Source organism: Chitinophaga vietnamensis (genome assembly GCF_902167635.1).
GTDB classification, from domain to species: Bacteria; Bacteroidota; Bacteroidia; order Chitinophagales; family Chitinophagaceae; genus Chitinophaga; species Chitinophaga vietnamensis.
In genome coordinates this window covers 325,176-350,660 of sequence record NZ_CABHMS010000003.1, presented here as the reverse complement: position 1 = coordinate 350,660, position 25,485 = coordinate 325,176, and the positions used below count along the sequence as shown (strand labels likewise).

23 protein-coding genes are annotated in these 25,485 nt (G+C 49.4%); 13 read left to right on the top strand and 10 right to left on the bottom strand.

Annotated features, from left to right (window positions below):
* Positions 1–195 precede the first annotated feature (195 nt).
* Positions 196–1,710, top strand: coding sequence for a glycoside hydrolase (locus FPG75_RS09545; protein WP_201747923.1), 1,515 nt, complete (start codon positions 196–198; stop codon positions 1,708–1,710).
* Positions 1,711–1,945: 235 nt separating this feature from the next.
* Entirely contained in the window at positions 1,946–2,446 is a 501-nt protein-coding gene (locus FPG75_RS09540; protein ID WP_143306556.1) for a YdeI/OmpD-associated family protein, read from the top strand.
* Between the two features lie 20 nt (positions 2,447–2,466).
* On the opposite strand, the gene FPG75_RS09535 is transcribed toward FPG75_RS09540, so the two are convergent.
* The 6 genes from FPG75_RS09535 to zwf form a co-directional block, all read right to left on the bottom strand.
* Entirely contained in the window at positions 2,467–3,213 is a 747-nt protein-coding gene (locus tag FPG75_RS09535) for a class I SAM-dependent methyltransferase (RefSeq protein WP_143306555.1), read from the bottom strand.
* An 80-nt stretch (positions 3,214–3,293) separates the two neighbouring features.
* Positions 3,294–3,527 (bottom strand): hypothetical protein, encoded by a 234-nt coding sequence (locus FPG75_RS09530; RefSeq protein WP_143306554.1) that lies wholly within the window; start codon positions 3,525–3,527, stop codon positions 3,294–3,296.
* Between the two features lie 68 nt (positions 3,528–3,595).
* Positions 3,596–4,501 (bottom strand): LysR family transcriptional regulator, encoded by a 906-nt coding sequence (locus tag FPG75_RS09525; RefSeq protein ID WP_143306553.1) that lies wholly within the window; start codon positions 4,499–4,501, stop codon positions 3,596–3,598.
* A 93-nt stretch (positions 4,502–4,594) separates the two neighbouring features.
* Entirely contained in the window at positions 4,595–5,962 is a 1,368-nt protein-coding gene (locus FPG75_RS09520; protein WP_143306552.1) for a DNA/RNA non-specific endonuclease, read from the bottom strand.
* Between the two features lie 42 nt (positions 5,963–6,004).
* On the bottom strand, positions 6,005–6,397 hold the full coding sequence (locus FPG75_RS09515; RefSeq protein WP_143306551.1) for a nuclease A inhibitor family protein: 393 nt from the start codon (positions 6,395–6,397) through the stop codon (positions 6,005–6,007).
* Positions 6,398–6,611: 214 nt separating this feature from the next.
* Positions 6,612–8,117 carry a glucose-6-phosphate dehydrogenase gene (gene zwf, locus FPG75_RS09510; protein WP_143306550.1) on the bottom strand — a complete coding sequence of 502 codons (1,506 nt, stop codon included), beginning with the start codon at positions 8,115–8,117 and terminating at the stop codon, positions 6,612–6,614.
* 74 nt (positions 8,118–8,191) lie between these two features.
* Here zwf and FPG75_RS09505 point away from each other — a divergent pair, with 74 nt between their 5' ends.
* Positions 8,192–9,178 carry an SUMF1/EgtB/PvdO family nonheme iron enzyme gene (locus FPG75_RS09505; RefSeq protein WP_143306549.1) on the top strand — a complete coding sequence of 329 codons (987 nt, stop codon included), beginning with the start codon at positions 8,192–8,194 and terminating at the stop codon, positions 9,176–9,178.
* Positions 9,179–9,183: 5 nt separating this feature from the next.
* On the opposite strand, the gene FPG75_RS09500 is transcribed toward FPG75_RS09505, so the two are convergent.
* Positions 9,184–10,956, bottom strand: coding sequence for an eCIS core domain-containing protein (locus FPG75_RS09500; protein WP_143306548.1), 1,773 nt, complete (start codon positions 10,954–10,956; stop codon positions 9,184–9,186).
* 140 nt (positions 10,957–11,096) lie between these two features.
* Between FPG75_RS09500 and FPG75_RS09495 the strand changes: the two genes are divergently transcribed.
* Both FPG75_RS09495 and FPG75_RS09490 read left to right on the top strand, forming a co-directional pair.
* On the top strand, positions 11,097–11,621 hold the full coding sequence (locus FPG75_RS09495; RefSeq protein WP_143306547.1) for a hypothetical protein: 525 nt from the start codon (positions 11,097–11,099) through the stop codon (positions 11,619–11,621).
* Between the two features lie 28 nt (positions 11,622–11,649).
* The gene (locus FPG75_RS09490) at positions 11,650–12,438 is read left to right on the top strand and encodes a hypothetical protein (protein WP_143306546.1); all 789 of its coding nucleotides are present in this window, start codon (positions 11,650–11,652) and stop codon (positions 12,436–12,438) included.
* Positions 12,439–12,642: 204 nt separating this feature from the next.
* On the opposite strand, the gene FPG75_RS26005 is transcribed toward FPG75_RS09490, so the two are convergent.
* Entirely contained in the window at positions 12,643–12,813 is a 171-nt protein-coding gene (locus tag FPG75_RS26005; protein ID WP_161596738.1) for a hypothetical protein, read from the bottom strand.
* A gap of 100 nt (positions 12,814–12,913) precedes the next feature.
* Here FPG75_RS26005 and FPG75_RS09485 point away from each other — a divergent pair, with 100 nt between their 5' ends.
* The gene (locus FPG75_RS09485) at positions 12,914–14,065 is read left to right on the top strand and encodes a hypothetical protein (protein WP_143306545.1); all 1,152 of its coding nucleotides are present in this window, start codon (positions 12,914–12,916) and stop codon (positions 14,063–14,065) included.
* Between the two features lie 49 nt (positions 14,066–14,114).
* Here FPG75_RS09485 and FPG75_RS09480 read toward each other — a convergent pair whose 3' ends face one another.
* Complete coding sequence (locus FPG75_RS09480; protein ID WP_143306544.1) at positions 14,115–14,489, bottom strand: winged helix-turn-helix transcriptional regulator; 375 nt, start codon at positions 14,487–14,489, stop codon at positions 14,115–14,117.
* Positions 14,490–14,590: 101 nt separating this feature from the next.
* Here FPG75_RS09480 and FPG75_RS09475 point away from each other — a divergent pair, with 101 nt between their 5' ends.
* The 7 genes from FPG75_RS09475 (at position 14,591) to FPG75_RS09445 (ending at position 23,549) form a co-directional block, all read left to right on the top strand.
* Complete coding sequence (locus FPG75_RS09475; protein ID WP_143306543.1) at positions 14,591–15,541, top strand: quinone oxidoreductase family protein; 951 nt, start codon at positions 14,591–14,593, stop codon at positions 15,539–15,541.
* 107 nt (positions 15,542–15,648) lie between these two features.
* Positions 15,649–16,557 (top strand): hypothetical protein, encoded by a 909-nt coding sequence (locus FPG75_RS09470; protein WP_143306542.1) that lies wholly within the window; start codon positions 15,649–15,651, stop codon positions 16,555–16,557.
* Between the two features lie 63 nt (positions 16,558–16,620).
* The gene (locus tag FPG75_RS09465) at positions 16,621–16,905 is read left to right on the top strand and encodes a Crp/Fnr family transcriptional regulator (protein WP_201747921.1); all 285 of its coding nucleotides are present in this window, start codon (positions 16,621–16,623) and stop codon (positions 16,903–16,905) included.
* Between the two features lie 243 nt (positions 16,906–17,148).
* Positions 17,149–18,030 carry a pirin family protein gene (locus FPG75_RS09460; RefSeq protein ID WP_143306541.1) on the top strand — a complete coding sequence of 294 codons (882 nt, stop codon included), beginning with the start codon at positions 17,149–17,151 and terminating at the stop codon, positions 18,028–18,030.
* 11 nt (positions 18,031–18,041) lie between these two features.
* Positions 18,042–18,602: a YceI family protein gene (locus FPG75_RS09455; protein WP_143306540.1), complete on the top strand. Its 561-nt coding sequence runs from the start codon at positions 18,042–18,044 to the stop codon at positions 18,600–18,602.
* A gap of 31 nt (positions 18,603–18,633) precedes the next feature.
* Positions 18,634–19,302 carry an isochorismatase family protein gene (locus tag FPG75_RS09450; RefSeq protein ID WP_143306539.1) on the top strand — a complete coding sequence of 223 codons (669 nt, stop codon included), beginning with the start codon at positions 18,634–18,636 and terminating at the stop codon, positions 19,300–19,302.
* Positions 19,303–19,460: 158 nt separating this feature from the next.
* Complete coding sequence (locus tag FPG75_RS09445; RefSeq protein WP_143306538.1) at positions 19,461–23,549, top strand: hybrid sensor histidine kinase/response regulator transcription factor; 4,089 nt, start codon at positions 19,461–19,463, stop codon at positions 23,547–23,549.
* A gap of 3 nt (positions 23,550–23,552) precedes the next feature.
* Here the strand turns inward: FPG75_RS09445 and FPG75_RS09440 are convergent, their stop codons facing one another.
* Positions 23,553–25,481 carry a sialate O-acetylesterase gene (locus tag FPG75_RS09440; RefSeq protein ID WP_143306537.1) on the bottom strand — a complete coding sequence of 643 codons (1,929 nt, stop codon included), beginning with the start codon at positions 25,479–25,481 and terminating at the stop codon, positions 23,553–23,555.
* Between the last annotated feature and the right edge of the window lie 4 nt (positions 25,482–25,485).

The window sequence follows — 25,485 nt, the reverse complement described above, 5'->3', positions numbered from 1 at the left end:
ATGAAGAGATCACTTATTTTTGGACAGTAGCGAGAATTACGAGTGAACAAATCCTGTTTTGATGCCACGTTGCTGTGAAGCCCGGTAGTACAATTCCAATGATCACATTATCCCGTTTTACTGAATGAAAATTCAGCTGGCCATGTATTGTATTCTAGTTTCTATAATCATTTCACCTATCAACATCGAGACGCAATGAAAAAAAACCTGACATCCTTTTGTTTTCCGGTATTGGCAGCGATGCTGGCCAGCAGCTGCTCCAAGAACCTGCAAAGCGAGGCCCTGAAAGCCAATGCCAGCCAACTGGCAGCCGGCGCCACCGCAGCCGCGGTAACGATCGATACCGCCAACATCACCCTGAACTGGGGCACCGTGTACCAACGCATCGAAGGCTTCGGCGCCTTTGCCGGCCGCGCCACTCCTTTCTTTGAATCGAACCAGCGCGACAGCATCATGAAACAGCTCTGGGGCAGCGATGGCCTGCAGCTCAACATCATCCGCGGCGAGATCATGTACACCTATCCGTTCGACAAATCTACCGGCACTGTCACCATCAAACCCGCCGGCACCGATGTAACCACAGATGTGAACAGCGCCGCCTACCAGGCCCTCAACGCCGATCAGAAAGCACAACTGGCGCAACTCTGGATACTGAAAAAAGTAAAAGAACGCTACCAGGTACCGCTCATGTTCGCCAGCGCCTGGACACCGCCACTGTACATGAAAACCAACACCAGCCAGGTGAGCGCCAAAAATTTCAATGGTCTCAACTTCAATTGCTGCTCCACCGACTTCGCTAACTATATCGCCGGATTCACCCAGGCATATCAGACCGAAGGCATCAACTTCTACGGCGTATCGCCCGCAAACGAGCCGGAGAACGTATTCTCCGACTGGGCCTCCTCCTACTGGGATGCTACGCACCTCGGCCAGTTCATCACCAATAACCTCCGCCCGGCCCTCAACAGCAAAGGCCTCAGTGGCGTGAAAATCATCGCCTCTGAAAATGCTGCCTGGGGCACCGCCAACAACTTCCTCTCCAGCATGGATAAAAGCAATGTCGATATCCTTGCAGGCCATGGCTATGTTGAGATCGGCGACCTCATTCTCGGCAAACGCGGCCTCAATCAAAGCCAGGTGACCTGGAACTATGCCACCGGCAACCGCCCCGTATGGATGACCGAAGCCTCCGACGATAGCGGCACCTACGATAACACCATGACCGGCGGCCTCAAACTGGCCACCAACATGCACAAGTTCCTCGCCGAATGTAACGTGAACGCCTATGTGTACTGGCTCGGTATGCTGGCCATCCGCAACAACGAATCCCTCATCTGCACCAATTCCGACGGTACGCTGGACTATCCCAAAATGTACGACGTAATGGGCCAGTACTCCCGCTTCGTACATCAGGGCTACTATCATTTCAACGCCGCCCTGGCAAGCAACTCCACCCTGAAAGTATCTGCCTACAAAGACCCCGTAAGCGGCAAATTCAGCGTAGTAGTGATCAACCCCGGCGCCAACGAAACACATAGCCGTATCAACCTTTCCGGCTTCACCGCCTCCGGCAACCTCAGCTCCTACCTCACCTCCGACGCCTCCAGCACACACTGGCAAAGCGCCACCATCGCTCCGCAATCCAATGGCAGCTTCGTAGTAGTCGTTCCGCCATACAGCGTAGTGACATTCACAGGAACCGCCGGGTAAGATTTACGGATTTATTGATTTACGGATTTATTGATTTATGGATTTATGGATTTACGGATTTATTGATTTATGGATTTATGGATTTACGGATTTATGGATTTAATTAGAGCGGAGATGGCAATATTGTTCATCCTCGCTCTAATTAAATCCATAAATCCGTAAATCCGTAAATCCATAAATCCATAAATCAATAAATCCGTAAATCAATAAATTCGAAAATCCTACATTTGGGTTGATGGGAACTGCTCCACTCATTGATAAGGAAGTATTGCTGGAACGCTTTGAAGGCAAAGGCGGCTGGACTTACATCAGTTTGCCCGAAGTGCCGAAAGATATGCGTAATCATTTCGGCTGGCGTAAAGTGTATGGCAGCATCGACAGCTATGAGCTGGCGCCTTGCAGCCTGATGCCTTTTAAAAAAGGTGTGCTGATGCTGCCGGTAAAAGCCGCTATCCGCAAACAGATCGGCAAGCAGGCCGGGGACCGCGTAAGGCTGGTATTGTATCCTGCCGGCCAGGCCACAGCAGATGTGCTACCCGATGATTTCATGGAATGCCTCCGGGACGAACCGGCCGCCCTGCGGGCATTTGAGGCGATGCCCAAAGCAGAACAAGAGAAATGTATGCAATGGTTGATGGAAATCAACGTAACAGATGCCCGCATCCAGCGCATGGCCGACGCCATCAACCACCTGGCCGCAGGCCGCAGCTGGCTGGGCGCACGCAAACAGGACTAACGGCGCCAGCTATACGAAATTTATACCCGCTCCCCTTCTTTCACCGCTGCTATCAGTAAAAATATCGGCCGCCTTGCTTCATCTTTCATTTCAGGATATTGCGCCAGCGTTGCCGCATCCGGCTGTGGCTCTTCCACACGGGTGATACGGAAACCGGTACGGATCAGCGTATTCATGAAGGTGGCAATAGTGCGGTGATATTTGATCACCTCACTGCCAAGAAAATTCGTGTGGCGGATACCCTCCTGCTGGTAATTGTCCAGCGGCCAGTGCAGGCGCTTACCTTCCGCATCGTGATGCCAGTCCTGCGTTGCCAACGCAGTGAAGACAGGATGTTCAACAGAAAACACAAAGGCGCCTCCCGGCGCAAGGCTATGAAACACCTGCTGGAAAACAGTTTGCAGGTTTTCGATGTAATGCAGGGCCAGGGAGCTGATCACCACATCGAAGGCGCCGGCAGGAAAGCGGATATCTTCAATAGGCTGCACCAGGTACCTGATGGCAGGATCATGCGTATACTGGCGGGCATGTTCGATCATCTTCTCAGAAATATCTACGCCTGTCACCTGCTTCGCCCGCATCTCCCGTGCATAGCGGCAATGCCAGCCGAAGCCGCAGCCCAGGTCGAGCACATTTTTGTTTTCGAGGGAAGGCAGCATATTGCGGAAAACAGGCCATTCGCCGGCGGCACGGAGCCCCTCCACGGAACGTGGCATCTGGCTGTAGCGGAGAAAGAAAGCGGGATCGTCGTATTTGTTCTGCTTCATACGGTAAAGATAGGCGGTCTGTTCGCAACAAAAAAGCCGCGACCGGCGCGGCTTACGGGCTTTATGGCAAAGTGGGTGTCTTATTCATTGTCAGGCAGGTCCATTTCTATCAGCTTGCCCATGCCAGCCAGTTCCGCGGCCGCTTGCGGGCATAACACAGCGCCAAGCGAATCAAAAAGACGCTGTGCCACCAGGTCAATGTCCTCTGTGGTGATCATCAGGCTGTTCCTGAAATTCACCGGCAGACTTACCATTCGGTTCATCCTGTCTATCGCCGCATCAAACAATTCTTCGTAATAAAAAAGTATGTTCATATTAGCAGATTAAGAAGATCAAATGTAAGCCCCAACTCATAACAAAAGCTATATAAAAATCTTATAGTCTATAATTTCAGATTATAAATAGATTTTGCCATCCTGATAAACCTTTTATTGAGATCGCTCGTTTCCCCTTTGCGTTGGATGAAGTAGAAACTGCGTTCAATACGCAGCCCCTCGAAGTGAAGCACCGCCAACTCGCCCTGCTGCAGCTCTTTGGCGATGGAGCGGGTCGACAAAAACCCTACACAACCAGATTCGAGCAAGAAGTTTTTGAGCGCTTCGGTGCCGCCTAGTCGCACTTTTATCTGCAGGTCATTGAGGCGTATACGGCTTTTCTGAAGGCCGTTCTTCAATGCTTCCAATGTGCCGCTGCCCCGCTCGCGGATGGCCAGCTCCATCTGCAAGATATCTTTCAATGCATAATTTTTCCGTTTCGCCAGCGGGTTATGACGGCTGCAAACCGCCACTATCTGGTCTTTCAGGAAAGGTTGGTAGGTGATATTGGTGAGCTTCCCGCGTTCTTCCGTCACCCCGATATTGATTTCCTTGTCGAGCAATGCCTGTAGTACGATCTCGCTGTTGCGGTTCAGCAGCGAAATATCCACCAGCGGATATTCCCGGTGAAAGGCCGACATTACTTTGGGCAGGATATACAATGCGGCAGTGGTGCTGGCGCCGAGATTGAGGATACCGGTAGCCTGTTGTTTGTCGTGCATTACGGAGATATCAAACTCCGTTTCCTGCTGGATATGCTGCATCGTAAGCAGGCGGTTATACAGCAGTCGCCCGGCTTCTGTCAGCTCTATCTGCAAACCTTTGCGCTCGAACAGCTTGGTTTTGTAATGTTCTTCCAGTCCTTTTACATGCGTGCTGACCGCCGGCTGCGAGATAAACAGCACCTGGCTGGCCCTTGAAAAGCTCTTCTGGTGCGCTACTTCCATAAATACCAGGTGGCGGGTAGAGATCATTATCCTGATTTTCTGACAAATATAAATAAAAACAAAAGGCCCGCTCTGAGAGCGGGCCGTACATGTATGCCTATGTAGCGATAGAAAAGACGATCAGGGATCGATCCTGGTTTCGAGGCTGTCTTGCAGCGAGGGGCGCAGGTTCGAGAGCAGGTTGTAACCGGTAGCGCTTTCGATATCGCGAACGGTAACTTTATATTGTGTCCAGTCGGAATTGATGCTGTTATCATTGGGCGTATTCACGGCGATCACACGGGTGCTGCCATTGACCCTGCTCAAGTCGTTATTGCCATCAGGCAGCACTACGATCACTTTCCAGATGTTGGAAGGAACGGTTACGTTGCCATTGTCGATGGTGGTGGTTACGCCGCCGAGAGAGCCGGTGCCGCCTTGTCCGTATGAACCACAGATCACATATACTTCATTACCGCTGTTTACGAGGGTACGGGTGTAGTTTTCGAGGTTAGCCCAGGTATTGCGGTTGTTATTAGGCGCCTGCGGCATCATGTTGGTCATGAGGAAAGTGGCGGAGTTGGCGGTAGCGTCCGAGGTTCTGTCGCCTGAAGGGCAATTGTGGCCGCGATCGAAGCCGGAACCGGTATAGCTGGTATTCTGTACCTGGTACCAGCCGGCGGGCAGGGTATTATCGGCGCGGAAATCGTTGCTGCGTGACAGTGAGCCCAGGTCAGATGCCTGTACATGCCAGCTCACCCAATTGGGAGTACCACGGTCACGGTTATACGATAATGTGTAGTATGTTTTTGCCATCAGATAGTTGAGCGGATAGTTCACATCGGCTACGGCGCCGCTGGGGTTACCCATCAGCATATTGTCGTCATCGCCGGGAACGGGGCCACCGCCACCGGGATTGCCGCCGCCGGTAGTATCGGCGCTGCTGATCTTGATATCATCAATATTGATCCTGTTGGTACCGCCGGAAGTTTTACGGATGGAGATGCGCATGCTGGCGATCGCCGGGAAGGAGAAGGTAGCGGTTTGCAAGGTGCTGCCGGTGGTAACGGTGCTGCCCTGTTGTGCCCAGGTAGAGCCGTTATCGGCAGAGGTCCACAATTGCCAGTTGCTGGGCGCATCGGCGCCATAGGTTCCGTGGCTTACGGTAACTGTAATGTTGCCGGTGCCGCCGGTGATGTTGAAGTCGGTGGTGATAGATCCGGTGTTACGGATACGTACAGACTTGCTGCCATTTTTCAGGTCGTTGGCGAGTGTGCCGATCAGGGCGTCGTCGAAGGTCCAGGAGCCGCTGGCGAGGCTTACAGAGCCAATAGCATAGGCTGTTTTGGAGCCTGATTCAAAATCTTCGGTGAGCAGGGTAACAGCTTCAGTTGCGGCTTTCCGTGGGGTGTTCCCGGTTTGCGGGCGTATATCAGTTTCTTTTTTACAGGCGCTGAATAACAGACCGCCAAGGCAAATGACAAAGCATTGCCGGAGGAATTTTTTCATAATCTGGATTTTATAGGTTTCAATAAATAAGTGCTGGCGGGCTTATGATTCTATCGCTGTGGTAGCGAGGGCAATGCAAGCGCCTTCGGGCTGGTTACCGGTGATATACACGGGGATGGTGGTCCCGTTTTCCACGCGGTGTACCTGGATGCTGGCCAGATGGTCGTTTAAGAACTGGTGCAATGCCTTGAATCGTTGTGCATTTTCTACGATCGGTGTGTCGTTAGGATCGGCGCTTCTTTCTATCTGGGCAAAAAACTCGCTGGCGTCTACGGGTTTAACTACATGCTGGTCAACGTTGTGAATGGCGGCGATCTTGTGCGCTACTTCGGTTGCCGGCAAAGGTCCCCATTGCTCAATGGTAAGTGGGTACTCGGATTCGCTGAAATATAAGATGCCGGCGATCTTATCAGACAGTTGCTCTAACAGGGTCATGTGATTTACTTTTGCAGAACATGAAGATAGTTATTCTCATGTAATCATTTTATCATGCCCGCATTAGTAACAATTGCTTAATAATTTACGGATTTAGGGATTTTCGGATTTTCGGATTTGGAATTTACGGATTTAGAGATTTATGGATTTAGGGATTTTTTGATTGCTTGATTTATTCTAAATCCGAAAATCAAAAAATCCCTAAATCCCTAAATTATTTTATGCTTTCTCCGCGGGCGGCGAGGCGGAACCAATCCTTGGCGTATGGCTTCAACAGCTCGGTGGCGGCGGATGGGCCCCAGGTGCCGGCTTTATAGAGATGCAGCTCTTTAGCGGGATATTTTTTCCAGGTATCGAGGATCGGCATCACCACTTTCCAGGCGGCTTCTACCTGGTCGGCACGCATGAACAAGGTAGGATTCCCATCCAGCACATCGAGTAATAATGCTTCGTATGCTTCGGGGATCGTTTCGGTGTAGGAGTCCTGGTAGGTGAAATCCATTTCCACTGGTTTCAGTTTCATCTTCAGGCCGGGCACTTTGGCTTCAAACAACAGGCTGATCTCCAGTTCCGGCTGAATGCTGATCACCAGGCGGTTTGGCGTGATATCATCTTTGAATATCTTGTGCGGTGAATCTTTAAATTGTATGGTGATGACGGAAGATTGTACCGGCAAGGATTTACCGGTGCGGAGAAAGAAAGGCACGCCTTTCCAGCGTTCATTGTCGATGAAGAGACGAGCTGCCACAAATGTTTCGGTATTGGACGCTGCCTGCACCTGCTCCTCTTTGCGATAGGCCGGGCGCGGCGTTCCGTGCACGTTCCCCGCGGTATACTGGCCCCTGATCACATTCTTCAGCACCTGTTGCGGAGTATAAGGACGGATATGTTTCAATACTTTCACTTTGGCATCGCGGATCAGCTCTGATTCATAGAAGCCGGGGCGCTCCATCGCGATGATGCACAGCAACTGCAAAAGGTGGTTCTGCACCATATCGCGCAGCGCGCCGGCGCCGTCGTAATAGCCGCCACGCTTGCCTACGCCCACTTCTTCCGCCACACTGATCTGCACATGATCGATGAATTTCCGGTTCCACAAAGGTTCAAATACATAGTTGGCAAAACGGAATGCCATGATGTTCTGCACCGCTTCCTTTCCGAGATAGTGATCGATGCGGTAGATCTGCTTTTCCGCGAAACGCTTGCCCAGGAAGCGGTTCAGCTTCTTGGCGGTATCGAGGTCGGTACCGAAAGGTTTTTCCACTACGATGCGGTCCAGCCCATCGCGGCCACAGAGTTCGTGTTCATATAAAGCATCTGCAATCACCTCGATGAAACGCGGGGCTACAGCAAAATAAAAAACGTGTACGCTGTCTTTCTTGTTCTGCGCATCAAATGCTTCGAGCCTGGTTTTCAGATTATCAAACGTTTCTTTCTTCATGAAATCGCCTTGCAAATAGTTGATGTGCTTTGCAAACTCATTCCATTCCTCTTCCTTGGCTTGTCCGTTCCGGCTAAATTCATTCACGCCTGCCAGCAGGTCGTTCTTGAAAGCCGTTTCTTCCTCGGCGAGGAAGTCCACACACACGATGGCGAAACCGGGTGGTAACTGGCTATCGGTATACAGGTTGTAAAGCGCCGGAATCAGCTTTCTTTTCGTCAGATCCCCTTTTGCGCCGAAGATGGTGACTACGGAGGGGAGATTTTTTCCAGGTTTCATCTAAGCATCGGTTTATGCCCGTAATTTAAGCATCAATTCGGGAAATTCATAATTTAGCAGATAATTGAAAGGAGATGGATACTACGCCTATATACGATCGCAAGACCTGGAACGCGCTATCGCACGATGCTGCGCAGGAATTATTACAACATATGGTGGCCACGCAATTGCCTGGCTTTACGATCAAAAGCTTTGAAACATTCCGGAAATTTGACCAGCATACTTACACGGCCGTAATGGATCATGAAGGCAGCGAATTTGTATTCGTTCCCGGCGATACTGTTACCCTGGGGCTGAACAGCTGGTCCATAGCGGAAAACAACAAGATCAACCTGCTCAGCTTCTTCAATAATAATGAAGCGGAGTTGGATCAATATATCCTGGAACGGATGTCGCCCCTGCGCACCGCCACCATTGGCCCAATGATCGTAGAGCGCTGTGTACAGAGCACCGGCTTCTTTCCGGCAGCTATGGATGATCCGCGCCTGCTGACTGACAAATATTTCGAAGAGGCTTTGCGCACCGTACAATCTTCCGAACGGGAAAAATATATGTATACGGTACACAACAGCTTCCGTCTCGAAAAAGACGGCGACACCATCCGCGCATTGCTCTATTTCCCCTCTTCTCACGAAGAGATCATACAATCCTTTACCAGTAAAGGTTTCAGGCTACCTACGGAAGATGAATGGGAATACCTCTGTGGTGGCGGCTCCCGCACGCTTTTCCCCTGGGGCGACCATTTCGACCATGATCAGAAATATCATCATTTCATGACGGCAGAGGACAGCAACAGTGTCCCCTATCTCGACACACCCAATCAATTTGGCCTGGTGATCGCCAATGATCCCTATCATTATGAGATCATGATGGACAGCGAGCAATTCCTCAAATCCGGCGACGGCGGCTGCAACATCTGTGGCGGCGGTGGCATAGAATTGGGCTATCTGCCGGTATCTACCTATTACCGCGATCCTTACATCTTCGATGATGCAATGGAATATAAAGCAGAGATCACCGGCGATTATACCTATACCCGGCGGATAAAACGGCTGGAATAAAATATTTAAAACCGCGTTTCAAAAGACGCACCCGTAAATCCCAGCGGCTTTTCTTGTTGCACCGGCCTTGGCATATCAGACAAAAGCCTTGCCTGATGGGTATCTATAAATGGTTGATTGGCGAAATCGTTCACGCCGGGCAAGAGGAACATGCCGCCGAGTGTCAGGAATGATTTATTGCCGCTGCCCACCGGTACGGAGAGAGATGGTATGGGTAGCCCTGCTCCCGGCGCATGCAGCGCGAGACCGACGATGCCAGGCAGCACCGACAATGCGCCCAATGCGCGTACATCACCGAGGCGGTTGGCTTCCAGGCCACGCAGGGGACTAAAGTCCCATTGGTTTTGTGTAACGATGGTACGGTTGCGGATATCGCGGATCTTTTCCCGCATAGCTTTTCCGCCTCCCTGCAACAATGTTTCCCACCATTTATCCTTATCTGATGGCGGCCGGAAATAACGACTGAGTTTTTGCATGATCTCTCCCACTGCAGCCATGCGGGCATCTTTATCTTTTATCTGGAATATATCTTTCAGTGATTTCGCGGTTTCATTCACCACCAGTGCGGCCAGCACCATGGCCAGTTCATGATTTTTGTTGCTGGTGTAATCCTTGGCTATCCTGGCATGCGCAGTGGCAGGCAATGTTGCTTGTCCTGCCAGGAATTTCTCGTGGTATTGTTCACTCACACTTCCACTGGTAACATTGGAGAGGATAGAGTTGATGGCCGTATTATCGCCTGGTTCTACAGAGCCGGTGAAGAGCTCATGTCCGGCGGAATAATCGCCTTGCGTGAGCTCAAGGAAATTGGAATGCGCGAAGAAATCTTCCATCGTATGAAAAGCATTGCCGATGCGTTCGAAGCCGGCGGCGGATGGCGGCGTTTCCTGCACGGCTGCCAGCAGCTCTCCTTCGATAAATTGCAGCGGCGTCTTTTTAGGCGGCCCTATCCTGGGCACAGCCGTGGGTTTGGGCGCCCATTGCTTGCTGTAATCGTCCCAGGTTTTGTCCCAGTCTACCCTGCTGATCCAACGTTCTTTCTCTTTATCCCAAATGAAGTTATCGAAGTGTTCATAATCTTTATAACCTCCGAATAAGTTGTACTGTCCTAAGAAGAGGGCATTAAGTATGGGTAAAGGGCTTTGACTGTAATCGCGGCGTGTATTGCCTTTCTCTACATTGCGCTGCTGTTCTTCGCTGAAAATGCCGGCAGCGGCGGCTTCATCCACTACATGGTGATCGTCGTCCGCAAAGCGCTGGATGAGGGAGGTGCTGCCGCCTTGTTGTATGGTATGTGTGAGTTCATGTGCCAGCAGGCGTTTGCCGCTGTCGGATTGCGGATCGTATTTACCGCTGTTGAAATAGATGTCGTTGCCAACAGTAAAAGCCTGTGCATGTAAATCGCGATTCATCTGCGCCGACTCATGATCGGTATGTATCCTGACCTGGCTAAAGTCGGTATTAAAGCGGCTTTCCATGAAGGATTGCGTATGGCCATCCATCGATTGTCCTTTGCCGCTTGAAGCATGTATCTGCCGGCTGGCGGTTTCGGACACGGTAGCATTTCCGCCGTTCTCTTTCCGCTGGATGAAAGGAGTGTTCATCACTTTGTTGGCCATGGCATCGGCCTCGGCTTCCATGGGATCGTTGATGGCGCCGACAGTCAGTTTACAGGCAACATGTAAGGGTGCAGTATTGGCAGCAGGCCTTGAAGACGGGCTGTCATCGGCCTTGGTAGCCCGCTGTGCGGGCGCCGGGGATGTTAACAAAGTACTCATATCGGGGGTTACAAAGTACAATATTAGCAACTGACGGCAACATAATGAAATGCGCCGTTTAAATTCAGTAGAAATACTTAGGGAGATATTGGATATTATATTTACAAGATGTACTTTTGCCGGGTTGTCAATGTTAACCAATGTATCCGATTTATATCTTCCAGAACAAAAAAATTATCCGCACTGCCATTATTCTCTATACGCTCATTCTACTCATGTTTTGCTGGGGACTATTCGGTAGCAGGGGATTTTTCAAAGGAGGCATCTATTATGCCGTCCTGGTAATAATGCCTGTTGCGATCATATGCTTGCTGATTACGTTGGCGAGAAAGCTGCGGCAGCTGCGACACAGCGGCCCTGTTATTACTTTGTTGCGCGAGGGTATCACGTTTACAGAAGCGCCTTTCCGGGAAATCGGCGTTGTGAAATGGGCGGATATCACAGCTTGCTTTGATGCGCCCGGCGGGCTGTTCAATGAAAAGTTCCTGTTCATTGGCGTTGCCAATCCCGATGAATACATCAGTAAAGTCGATGCAGGCCAGCGTGATCGCTTCGCGAAGCAATGCCGGAAAAAACAGGCGCTGTTATGGACAGAGGCCGACCTGCTCAAATATGACCTGGTGGAATTAAAGCGAACTATTTTTCAATCGATAGATCATCATTAATTGTTAATCCAAATCAATCATTTTCATTATGGTAATTTTTTATCAGGTTGTTGTAAAGCCTTTAACATCAAAGGTCCTGGCCGACGAGCCTTGCCCTGTATGCGGCAAAAAAGGCGGCGTTCAGGTAACGCTTTATTCGCGGTATATATCGGCATTATTGCCGGTATTCGGATTGGGCACACGCACTGGCGTTCATTGCGGATTATGTTCCCATGAGATCAAAAATCCACAGGCATCTGTATTTGCCAAGCAACAGTACTCCCCTGCCATTGCCGCGGCCATTACGGATATCAGGCGCACCTATAAACGCAGCTTATGGCAATTACTTTATCCCTGGACACTCTGCTGGTGTTTCCTATTGCTGATCGCGGTGGCCTGGTTCGCCGGCGCCGGCAGAAGGCACCGGGATGCCAATAACCGCGCCCTGCTGGCCAACCCGCAACCCGGCGATATCTATAAAGCGCGCTGGGACGATGCAGCAGGAGCCGATCATGGCATGTTAGTAAAATTAAACCGCATCGAAGGCGACACCATGTATGTAGCACTGGGCGCACATTCCATACCGGTGAGCTTCAATGCCGACGATTGGGCCAAGCTGTCATCACAAAGCGAAACTTTTGGTCCACAAGAACTGAAGGTCAGCTATTCAAGATTCAAAGCATCCAGCGATTTCTATGAATACCTGCCACCAGCGCCACCTGTCAGCGATGAGCAATTCACTGTTAACCGCAACAGCGATAGAGTGCCGCTGACATATAAAGGCCAGGTAGCCGCCAAAGGCAGTGTGAATTTTGATGTGGTAGAACGAAAGCAATAAATAATATCGTTTGATAAAAAGGCGCTCCTGAAAGGGCGCTTTTTTTATGCCCGATCATCTATTAGACAGGATTCCTTATTATCTTATCGAGCATAATTTAGACTATCTCCATTCGAACATTTTTCAATACTTTTACAACGTATTGTTAATCGCTCTCTGATTGAGACACAACCTATATTCGCCATGTTATTATCCATTCGCAGCTCAATGTATCATCCTTTCATTTTCTTCAGTCCCTTGTTGATAAGCTGATAGCTTTTTGCTATTGCTTGCTTCATAGTTCAGATAGCCGTTTTCCTGGCTGCCGGGGATACCTGTTCCCTCTTTGTACTGTGGTTTCATGAACCCTGCAGGAGCAGCCATGTATCTATTCACCAAAAAAACAATTGTATGATGTTATGCTTCTCCTCCACGTCGCCTCCATGGCTCATTTCGGACCCAAACAACGTTATTCCTCATTCTAAAATCAGCATTTATGTCAAAGTACTTTTTTAAATCTTCCCTACTGATAGCCATCGCCTTTGTGGGCGCAAGTTCCTGTAAAAAAGATGTAACGGCAGATACCAGCAATGCCGTGAAGCCAGCCGAAGTAAGCGTTGAAAATGGTTATCTTGCCTTCAACAATTCCGCGCAATTTTCTAAAACATTAGATGACATGGCTACCGGCAAGCTCACGGCGGCCGACCTGCAAAGTCGCTATGGTTTTGAATCTGCCAACACTTTCTTCGAACGGGCGAATAATGAATTTGCAGCACTTGGCAACCAGGAACAGTTCCAACGCTTCCTGAAAAAGTATGAAGGCCAAATCGAGTACACGAAAGACAGCACCCTGCGCCTGATCAATGGCGCCGCGCTTTTCAACAGCCTGTTGAACAAAGATGGTATGGTGAAGATCGGGAAGAAACTGGTGAGATATGGTAAAGACCGTATCTATGAAAGCGAAACTGCCAGCGCCGATGAGCTGCTGCAAGCCGGTAATACAACCAATGCCCGCTCAGGTAGCGATATTACGGTCATCAATTTCAATAAAGGCAGGAGCCACCAGGAGATGGCCCGCACTACCAATGCGCCTTATGAAGCCTATCGCGCCACCAATCAATGGAGCAGCAGCAACCGCAAGTTCTGGCTGGAGCTGGTAGAAACTTTCAATATCGAGCCTTATTACGGCACGATCTCCGACCAGATACTTGGCAACAAAGACGGCTATCTTTGTTTCTATAGAATGCAGGTTTTCTTCACTTCACAAAAGAAAGTGCTGTTTGGCTGGACCAACTATAACGCGGATTATTCCATTACAGAAATGAAATATAACTGTAACATGGCCATACAACCCGTTGCCAGCGTGATACAACCCAATGGCAAACCAAATTATCATTTCCCGTTTGAAAATGTGTCCAACAACTATAGCGGGGCCGACAAATGGGTAGGTTCCGGCTCGAAATTCGATTGGAGCATGGGCCGCTGGGAAGCCTTGTCGCCCTACACTTACTGGAGAATATTTGTAGATAAAAATGCTTTCAGCGAAGGGCGTGTAGCCGTTCCCGTAGCTGATTTCAACACGCCTTTCTCCTGCATCGGGAAAAACTCAGCAATGGGAAATTACTTACAGATCACTTATTCCAATTAACCTGAGGATCAGCAGGTTGCCTATGCGCAGGCAGCCCGCTGATCTCCTGCTAGCGATCTGCGGCTGCCCTCATCTGCGCTTTGATCGTCTTCCTGTGCTTTTCTCCAAATATGATCAATGCTTCCATCACCCCTCTTATCTCTTTCGCATAAGTAGTGACGGCATATTCCACCGTCACTGGTTTCGTATTTTTAACCGTGCGAACGATCAACAGGTTTTGCTCCAATTCCTGCAACTCGCGGGTCAGTACTTTAGGACTGATCTGCAAACGCTCCTGCAGGTCGGTGAAGCGTAATGCGCCATGCGCAAGGTTTTTCAGGATGCTGAAACGCCATTTGCCACTGAGCAGCTCTATCGCATCTTTCAGGGCCAGGGACCTTTCTTTCCAATCAATATTGCCGCTGTTGCAAATATCTGCCGACATAATGTTTTCTGTGCTTTTAATGCACGCCCTTACCTAAAGGTAACCCATAGCAATGGAACCTGAAAGAATGTGCAAATTGCCAAAAGAAAAAATAACAAGACATGCAAGCGATACAATTAGCATATCCGGGCGATACCAGCGTATTAACGATGCACGAAACTCCCATCCCCGACTGCAAAAACGATGAAGTACTGGTCCGGGTGGCAGCCGTTGGATTAAACTATGTAGACACGCTCATTCGCAAAGGCAGTCACCCCGTGCTGAAACAATTCCCGGCCTTTATGCCCGGAGAAGTAGAAGGCGTGATCACTACCGTTGGCAGCGATGTGCCCGGTCTTCGGCCCGGCCAGCGGGTTACCGGCTATTCCAATGCAGGCTATGCACAGTTCGCCCTTATCTCCGCAAGCGAAGTGACCGTGCTGCCCGATGACCTGCCATTGGGGCAAGGCATGATGATTCAGCATCTAACAGCACAAAATCTTTTGCATACATCCAAAAGCTATGCATCTGTGCTGATCACCGCCGCCGCCGGCGGCGTAGGCTCCTCCACCGTCCGGATAGCCAGATTAAAAGGCATTCCAATGATCATCGGCCTGACCAGCAGCCTTGATAAAGCGCCCTACATACGATCCCTCGGCGCCACACATGTGATCATTTATACACAAAACGACTGGCAGGAACAAATAAGCGCCATCACCAACAACAACGGTGTAGACCTGATACTGGAATCCGTTGGCGGAACAATTGGTTCAGCATTGCTCACACAATTATCGCGCGGCGGCACGATGGTCGTATATGGCAACAGTTCAGGACAGCCCTCCCCTGTTACCTTGCAAAGCGTGATCATGTCAAATACGACGATCACCAGCTCCAGACTTTATGCAACGCCTTTGGCACTAAGAAAACAATGGGCCGATGAGATCATTCAATGGATACAATCGAAGCAGCTGGAAGTAGCCATAACAGCCTATCCGCTGGCACAGGCAGGAAAAGCGCATGATGATATGGAGAAAAGAGCGAGCACAGGAAGATTGATACTAACGCCTTTCTAATCTCATTTTAATTAACACACCAATAACATCAACAGCGATTTACAGATTAAACCTTTTGATGATAGACGCGTCTATCATCTCTATACATTCTTAATCTGTAAAAGCACATGAAAGTTCTATCTCTATGTATTCTGTTACTGCCGGCAATACCTATGTTCGCGCAGCAGCGGGATTCACTGCCAACTAACGGTCATGAACAAACGATAACAGCCAGGGAGATACATCCATCGCATTTCAGTCTTGGCTTGCAATACCTGAGCGACAACGTATATATGGGCAGAAAAGATGCTACCCGTATCCCGTATCTGTCCACTACCTTGGGCTACTATCATAAATCGGGCTTATATGCAGAGGGCATCGCTTCCATGTTAATGGATAACGGCACCCGCGTAGATGCCGGCGTACTTACCGCGGGGTATATGTTTACCAAAGGCAATTTTGACGGAGATATCAGCGCTTCCAAATTTTTCTACAACGACCTGAGTGATAACATCCGCTCAGAAGTAAATGGCGACGTGCATGCCAGCGCGGCCTATGATTTCAATGGCATTGTGACGGCTAACGCAGACGGCTATATTAATTTTGGATCAAAAACCGACTACACCGTCAGATTTGCGCTGGAACATCCTTTCGATCTCTTCAAGGAACGTTTGAGCATCATTCCCGGCGTATCGGCCAATGCCGGTACACAGCATTATTATGACGACTACTACAACTACCGCCGTCTCAGCCCTGTTGTGAAAGTGAGCAAGAAGAAAAAACAACGTCAGCCGCCTACGGTGGTAGCGGATATGAGCGATGCCTCCCATTTTACCGTACTGGATTATGAGTTCAGCTTACCGATATCTTATACCATTCATAAACGGCTCACTTTTTCTTTTGAGCCCACTTATGCGCTGCCATTGCATCCCGCGGTGCTGACCCTCACCACACTATCCACAAAAGAATCCACTGTAAAGGTGGAGCCACTGAGCAATCAGTTCTATTGGTCTTTTGGTATTAGTTACAAGTGGTAAAAAAGGTTGTACTGTTTTTTTATAGAAATTGTTGTAAAATAGCGACAGCATACTTAAAAAAACATGTACGACGCCCTTATTCAATATATCAATGCCCATACGTCAACGCCGCTTTCGGAAAGCGAGATAGATATCGTTAAAACTATATTTACGCCTCGCAGGATCCGTAAGCGCCAGTATTTTTTACAGGAAGGCGAAGTATGCAAACAGATGGGGTTTATCGTAAAAGGAGCCATGCGGCAATATACCGTCGATAACAAAGGTATAGAACATATTGTCCGTTTCCATATTGAAAACTGGTGGGTAGGCGACCGCCATCAGTTTGCCGGCAGATCAACGATATGCTGATCTGGAAAAAACCTATCCGGAATTTTTGCAGCGGTTTCCGCAACATATGATCGCTTCCTATCTTGGTATCACCAAAGAAACACTCAGTAGAGTAAGGCGTAAGCGCTAAATATTCATCATCTCCCATCATAAAAGCTATAAAAGCCTGTTGACAAATGTCAACAGGCTTTTATAGCTTTTATCATCGTTTTCCGCCTCCTGATCATAGCATCTTTGTAATGTCAATTCAAAAAAAGAAATGCTATGAAAAAGAACATCATCTTCAGCTCCCGGGGCCGCCGGGCCGATGTAGGCGAGTACAAGATCTACCGTATATTTCCCAATCATTATGCACGGTCCGCAGGTCCATTTGTTTTCCTGGATTATGCGCCTCCTGTTTTGCATGCCGCTGATGAGCCGCACAAAGTAGTAAACGGCAGCGGGGCGCACCCGCATCGCGGAATTGCTACGCTAACATATGTGCTCAATGGCGAAGCCGATCATTTCGACAGCAACGGCCATCATGCACGCGTTTATTCCGGCGGCGCCCAATGGATGAAAGCAGGTACCGGCGTTATTCACGACGAAGCCATGAACCCCGATCCCAACACCGGCGATCATCTCACCCATGCCTTCCAGTTCTGGGTGAACTTGCCGGCAGCAAATAAAAAAGAGAAACCAGATTACCTGCCTGTACAGGCGAATGAAATGCCCGTAAAGAATTTACCCGGTAATGCAGGCTGGTTAAAGGTTGTATCCGGCGCTTATGAGGAGCTGGTCTCAAAAATCCCCTCCTACCTCGAACAGTTCATCTATCATATTCATCTCGAAGCAGGAAAAGAATTTGTGCTGCATGGCCAGGCAGGTATTGAATATGCCATCTTCCTGCCCACCCACGCAACTATCGTCAATGATGTGATGTACAGTGATGGCGCCTTTCTTTTCCTCGATACACAGCAGGGCACTATTGAACTGAAAAATCCTTCCGGCGCCGCTGCGGAGATCATCGTATTCGGCGGCGCGCCTTACACAGAGCCCATTGTAGCCGAAGGCCCTTTTGTAATGAATACCCACGAAGAGATCGTTGCCGCCTACACGGATTTCCACCAGGGCAAATACGGCAAAATAGAATATAGTCAACATTAAAACCATCTGTCATGCAAACACAAGCAACAACTACTAAAACAAAATGGGTCATCGATCCCATGCACAGCCTGGTTGGCTTTAAAATAAAACATCTCATGTTCACGAATGTGAGAGGGCATTTCACCGAATACGAGGCGAGTATTTATACCACCGGTTATGATTTCCTGACCGCTGAAATTGACTGCTGGCTCAATCCCGCATCCATCAGCACAAATGATGAGAAAAGAGACCTGCACCTGAAAAGCGCCGACTTCTTTGATGTGGAGCAATTCAAAGAGATCACCTTCCGCGGAAATACCTATGAAAAAATAGACAAGGGCAATGATCATATCCTCTACGGCGATCTTACCATAAAAGGCATTACCAAACAGGTAAAGCTGTATGTGGAATTCAACGGCATCGTAAAAGATCCCTGGGGCAATGAAAAAGCAGTGTTCAATATTGAAGGAAAGATCAACCGGAAAGATTGGGGCCTGAACTGGAATGCCGCACTGGAAGCGGGCGGCATGCTGGTGGGGGAAGAAGTGCAAATTGATATCGAAGTACAACTGACCAAAGCAACAACATTATAATCCTTTTTTATCATCTTAAAAAATATAGATCATGAACGCAAAAACAAATCCTATCTGGAAAGCAGAAGACAGTGCATTGATATTAATCGACTATCAACCAGAAGTGCTGGATAATATTCACGACAGGGACCTGAAGCTGGTAGAACTGAATGCTGTTGCCCTGGCAAAGATGGCCACAAAGCTCAACATACCCGTTGTTTTAAGCACCGTAGCTGTGAAGCTGGGCTTTGAACAGCCCACCATTCCCGCCCTGAAAGCGGCCCTGCCAGGCGTGGAAGAAATTGACAGAACCACCATGAACGCATGGGAAGACGAAGCCTTTGTAAATGCAGTGAAGGCAACAGGGCGCAAGAAACTGGTAATGGGCGGTATTGTTACCTCTGTTTGTCTTACCTATCCGGCTGTAGCAGCTCTGGCAGAAGGCTATGAAGTGATGTTCATAGAAGATGCGGTGGGCGACAGATCAAAAGAAGAGCACGACATGGCCGTGATGCGATTGATCCAGGCCGGCGCTGTTCCTAACAATACCGTAGCAATGATCACCGAATGGTTCCGCGATTGGGCCGCACCGGCAGCCAATTTCGCCCGTGAAATATTTCCTGAATACCTGGTGGAAGTATATAAAAGAAAAGGCTTCCCGCTGCCTAACTGGGCAAAACAAAACAGCCTGGAAGAAAATAACTGGGCCTCAAAAGCATAAATATTCAATGCAATAAAGCAACTCTTACCAGTGATGCGCCGCCTTCGCCCTTTACCGGGCGAAGGCGGCGCATTAAAATATTATTTGTCATTTTTACAATTATATCTAACTTACGGGACTTGGCTATGCTGCAACGATAAATTATAAGTCAACACGTTATGATGCGCATTCTCCTTTTTCTGGCAATGCTGGCATCACCTTTTCAGGTTTTTGCTCAGGCGGCCGTTTACAATTTTTCCAAGCTGGATAGCTATTCCGGCTTGTCGAACAACCAGGTCACGGCTATCCTCAAAGACACGGAAGGTTATCTCTGGTTCGGTACTGTATCGGGGCTTAACCGCTACGACGGGCATACCTGCAAGGTATTGCGCAACCAGCAGTACGACAGCACCTCGCTGGCCGACAACTATGTATTTTCACTGTATGAACTGCCGGATGAAAAAATCTGGGTGGCTACAAAAACCAGCTCCTGCATCTATCACTCCTCTACAGAAAGCTTCGACCCCAATAGCGGCGCTTACCTTAAATCCATTGGGCTGCCGGATGGCGCGATGCACAGCATCATCAAAGGTGATAACGGAAGATACTGGTTCCTGTATGAGAACGGCAGCTTGTTTGTATACGCCAACAAACAAACGAAAAAAATCACGCTAGCCCCGGCCGACAAGATCATCGCCGTAAGAGAAGCCGGCGCCAACAAGGCATGGATACTGCACCAGGACGGCATTTTACAGCAATATGATATCCTCTCCGGTAAAACTATCTTCACCAGCACTACGATTCAACAACAAACCAACAATCAACTCCCTACCAACCTTTTTATTGACAGCGACGGCGACATATGGCTCTGGAGCTTTAACTACGGCGTCTATCTTTTCCGTCCGCAGGACAATACTATCAAAGCATTCAACGAAAGCTCCGCTCCGGCCAGGCTGCAATCCAACCTGGTGAGCCAGATCGTACAGGACAACAACGGTATCATCTGGATCGCAACAGACCATGGCGGTATTACGCTCATAGATAAAAAGAAAGATTTCCATATCACTTACCTGCTCAATGATCCCAAAAACCCGCAGAGCCTGAGCCAGAACAGCATCAACGCTTTGTATAAAGATGACAAGGGTATCCTGTGGGCAGGCACTTACAAGCAGGGCGTGAACTACTTCAACAGCAATGTGCTGCGGTTCCCGCACTATCACCACCAGGATTCAGATCCCGCGAGCCTTCCCTATGATGACGTGAACCGCTTTGTGGAAGACCGGCAAGGTAATCTCTGGATAGGCACCAATGGCGGCGGGCTAATTTACTTCGACAGAAAAAACAATACTTTCAGGCAATACCAACACCAGGCCGGCAACCCTAACAGCATCAGCAATAATGTGATCGTGAGCCTCTGGCTCGATCATCAGAATATACTCTGGATAGGCACTTATTTCGGAGGGCTCAACAGTTTTGATGGTAAAAAATTCACCCGTTACCAGCACCATGAACAAGACTCCTCCTCCCTGGCCGATGATAAAGTATGGGAGATATTTGAAGATAAAGACCAGCGCCTGTGGATAGGCACCTGGGGCGCGGGCCTGGACCTGTTTGACCGCAATACCGGCCGGTTCCAGCACTTTTACCGCAAGAGGACCGGTAACCTGTCGTCCAACTACATCTCCTCACTGATGGACGACCACAAAGGCAATTTGTGGATTGGCACCACCAACGGCGTGCTGGTTTTTTCCCGCGATAAAAAACTTGTGGCCACCTATGCCCATACTACCGATAAAAAAAGCCTGAACAGTAATAATATTACCTGCTTCCTGGAAGACAGCCACAACAGGATGTGGATAGGCACACATGAAGGCCTTCAGCTATTAAATGAGCAAACGGGCAACTTCGAGTTGTTCACCATCGCTGATGGCCTGCCGGATAATATCATCCTCAATATATTGGAAGATAATACGCACAAGCTGTGGCTTTCCACGCCCAGCGGGCTTTGTAGCGCCACGGTGCAACAGAAAGGCAACAACATCTCCCTTTCCATTGTCAACTACGATGAGGCCAACAATCTTCAGAACCGCGAATTCAACGAAAACGCCGCATTTAAAACCAGCGCCGGAGAACTGATCTTCGGAGGCCCTTCCGGTTTTAATATCATCAACACCAGCCAGACGGCCAAACCGGATGATCATCCCAAACTGATCTTCACTGGCCTGCAAATACTGAACAACACGATCAAACCGGGCGAGAAAGTCAACGGCCGTATTGTACTGGCGCAATCCTTGTCGAAACTGAAAGGCATCGACCTCGAATACCGGGAGAACGTTTTCTCTATTGAGTTTACGTCGCTGGACTATGGGCACAAGGCGCATCACCGTTACGCCTATACGCTGGAAGGTTTCAACACGGATTGGCTATACGCAGATGGCGATCAACGCAAAGCCACCTATACCAACCTGAACCCGGGCTATTATGTTTTTAAAGTCAAAGCGCTCAATAACGATGGTTCCTGGAGCGATCCCATATCGCTGAACATCCACGTGCGGCCGCCTTTCTGGCGAACGCCCCTCGCTTTCGTGATATACCTGCTGCTGGCGGTAGGCCTGCTATTGCTGGCACGGCGTATTACGCTGGACAGGATACACATGCGGTACGAAGTGAAGCAACAGCGCCGCGAAGCAGAAAGAGCGCACGCGATAGAACAGGTTAAAACAAAATTCTTTACCAATGTGAGCCATGAGTTGCGAACGCCGCTAAGCCTGATCATCGCGCCATTGGATACCATCATCAAAAATACCCGCGACGAAGTACAACAAAAGCAGTTAGGCCTGGTGCTCCGTAACGCCAAACGCTTGCTGAACCTGGTGAACCAGTTGCTCGATTTCAGGAAAATGGAAGTACAGGCCATCCGGCTGCATCTGTCCATGGGCGATATTATACAGTTCATCAGGGATATCAGTCACTCCTTTGTGGATATCGCTGAAAAGAAAAATATCACGTTTAACTTCTCCTCTACTATCGACAGTCTTGAGATATATTTTGATAAAGACAAGATTGAAAAGATCCTGTTCAACCTGCTGTCTAACGCTTTCAAATACACGCCGGACAATGGCGCGGTGGAGCTGCGGCTTTCCTGCGAACCATCTTCCGGGACGGAGGAAGATACTACGCTCGTTATAGCCATACAGGATACCGGCATCGGTATTCCCGAGAACCAGCAGCAGAAGATCTTTGAGCGGTTCTTCCAAACAGATGTGCCGGCAGATATGGCCAACCAGGGCACTGGCATAGGATTGGCCATCACAAAGGAGTTTGTAAAACTTCACCAGGGCCTGATAACCGTAAAAAGTACGCCGGGTATTGGCACCTGCTTCACCGTTCGTATCCCCGCAAAAAAAATGTACAACCCTGCGGCGCGCAGCACTACGCCACTGGTAACAGAGGAAGACGCCACACAAATGCTGTCTGAAAAAACGCGAAAAAATGATAAATTAAAAACCATCCTTGTGGTGGAAGACAATGAAGATCTCCGCTTCTATCTTAAAGATAACCTGCGGGGCCGGTATCATGTTGAAGAAGCCGCCAATGGCAGGGAAGGCTGGGAAAAAGTGAAGCAATGCAGCCCTGACCTGGTGGTCAGCGATATCATGATGCCGCTATCAGATGGCATAGAGCTGGTCAAAAATATCCGGGCAGAGACAGGCACTGCGCATATCCCCGTTATTCTGCTCACCGCGGTGGGCGATGAAGGCAGGCAGCTACAGGCCTTTTCAGCCGGCGCAAACGATTATATCACCAAGCCCTTCACTTTTGAAATACTGGATTCAAGAATTAAAAACCTGCTGGCCCAGCAAAAGCTGTTACAGAAAAGATTTCAGAAACAGATAGAGGTGAATCCGGCGGAGATAACCGTTACCTCCGTGGATGAGACCTTCCTGCAAAATGCCCTGGATGTGATCGAAAAACAAATGGATAATCCTGATTTTTCTGTAGAAGATTTTGGTGCAGCGATGCACATGAACCGGGTAACGCTTTACCGGAAAATCCTGGCACTTACCGGCAAATCGCCGCTGGAGTTCATCCGCTCCATCCGGCTGAAACGTGCTGCACAGCTGCTGGAGAAGAGCGGAATGACCGTCGCGGAGATTGCCTATAAAGTGGGATTCAACAATCCAAAACAATTTTCGAAGTTCTTTAAAGAAGAGTTCAAGATACTTCCTTCTCAATATACCACGCGTAAAAAAGAAACGGACAGTTAAATATCAATGTTGCGTTATTCCTTTCCAGCTGTCGGTCCTGAAAGGAACGGCCGGCAGGCCACCCGAGTTAACCAGGTTACAAACCGGATTATCCGCCCAGGCATAACGTACAGCCGTTGGCGTTAGTACGCGGTCTGAATAAACGATCACCTCGTCTCCTTCAATAAGGGCCGTGGCCCAGTAAAAATGTTTGTCCGCGCCGGCAATGGCAAAACCGGTCACTGCGCCGCCGTCTTTGGTGGAAAGGCCTTTCCCTGTATTGGTGAAACGGATACGAACACGATGAGCATCTACCTTAAAGCCTGCAAAAGAGGGTCCTGATACAATGCCCTGCTGATGATATACTTGCTTGCCTGCTACCAGCGCAAGCCGGCGACCTACCTCCTGCTTGTTTTTCGGGTGAATATTATCTGCTTCCCCGATGTCGATTATGCAGGCCATACCGGTATTGGGGAGCGACAGCGTCATCGCCTGCGCCTCCCTCACCTCGGCCCATCCGCTCTCTGAAGGCGCCGGCTGAATTTTTTTAAAGTTCGCCAGCTGCACAAACAGGAAAGGGAAAGCGCCTTGCTGCCAGCGTTGCCGCCAGTCTTTGATCAAACCGGGAAACAGCTGCCGGTAGTCGAAACCGGCGCCTTCATTGGCTTCTCCCTGGTACCAGATCGCGCCTTTGATCGCATAAGGCGCCAGGGGATGGATCATCGCGTTGAACAACACAGCAGGATAACAGTGATAGTTCTGTGTTACCGGCAGCGATTCAATGTCTTTTTTATACCGCCAGGGCCCGGCCAGCGAAATTCGTATATCCCCGTCCGTTATATAGATATCTTCTGCCGGCGGGTTCAATCCTCCGCCACCCCATAGGATGGCTATCCTGAGCGTAATAACATTCTCTCCGGTCTTCAGCAGTGCTGCCGGAACCGTATAGCGATGAGACGAGCCGCCATTCCATACCGCTTTGCAGATCTCATGACCATTAACATAAAGGGAGTAGTTCATTTCAGGGCGCCCCAAGGCTATTGTCAGGTCTTTCCCTTTAAAAGATGCAGGCAATGTAATTTTCCTGCGCATCCATGCAATACCTTCGTATGGGCCGCCGAAATCCTTGAACAGCGCAGGCATTTGGATCTGCGGCCACGCAGCGTCGTTAAACGTGTCCGATGGTATATCATGGTCCGTGTTGTTTTGCGGATGATATACGATATCCCAGAACCGTTGCATGTTGAGGCTGTCCTGTACAAAATGAGCGGTGGTCAAGGTATCATTGGCCAGCACCCGCTGCCTGGCAGCCGGCAATGCCAGCAGGCCTTCCCTTCCGGTCCAGGCTTCCACCGGGGTGCCGCCCCAGGCGCTTTGTATAATGCCTATCGGAACGCCTTGTTCCTGGTGTATCTTGCGCGCAAAATAATATGCCACCGCGGAGAACTGGCCGGTATTGGCCGTATCACAGGCTTTCCATTTTCCGTTCACAATATCCTGTTGCGGCGTAAGGCTTTTGTTATGTTCCACAACCAGGAAACGTATCTGCGGCCAATTAGATGCGGCAATCTCTTTCGCGGCATCCTTCGCATCTTTCACCGGCCACTCCATATTGGATTGACCGGAAGCTAACCACACATCGCCGATCAACACATTTTTAAATTCCACATTGCCTCCCCTGGAGGATACTTTCAGCGTATAAGGGCCGCCGGCTTTACGGGCCGGAAAACGGAGCATCCATTTTCCGTCTTTACCTGTTACGGCGCTCGCCTGCGCTGCGCCCAGCTTTCCCGTAACCTGCATTCCCGGCGAAGCCCATCCCCACACGGGGATGGGCTGATCGCGCTGTAGCACCATACTATCGCCAAATACTTTGGGCATCGTTATCTGCGCAAAGATGCCAGTATAAAAGAGACAACTTAATATCGTCCCGATAAATAATTTCTTCGTCATAAAT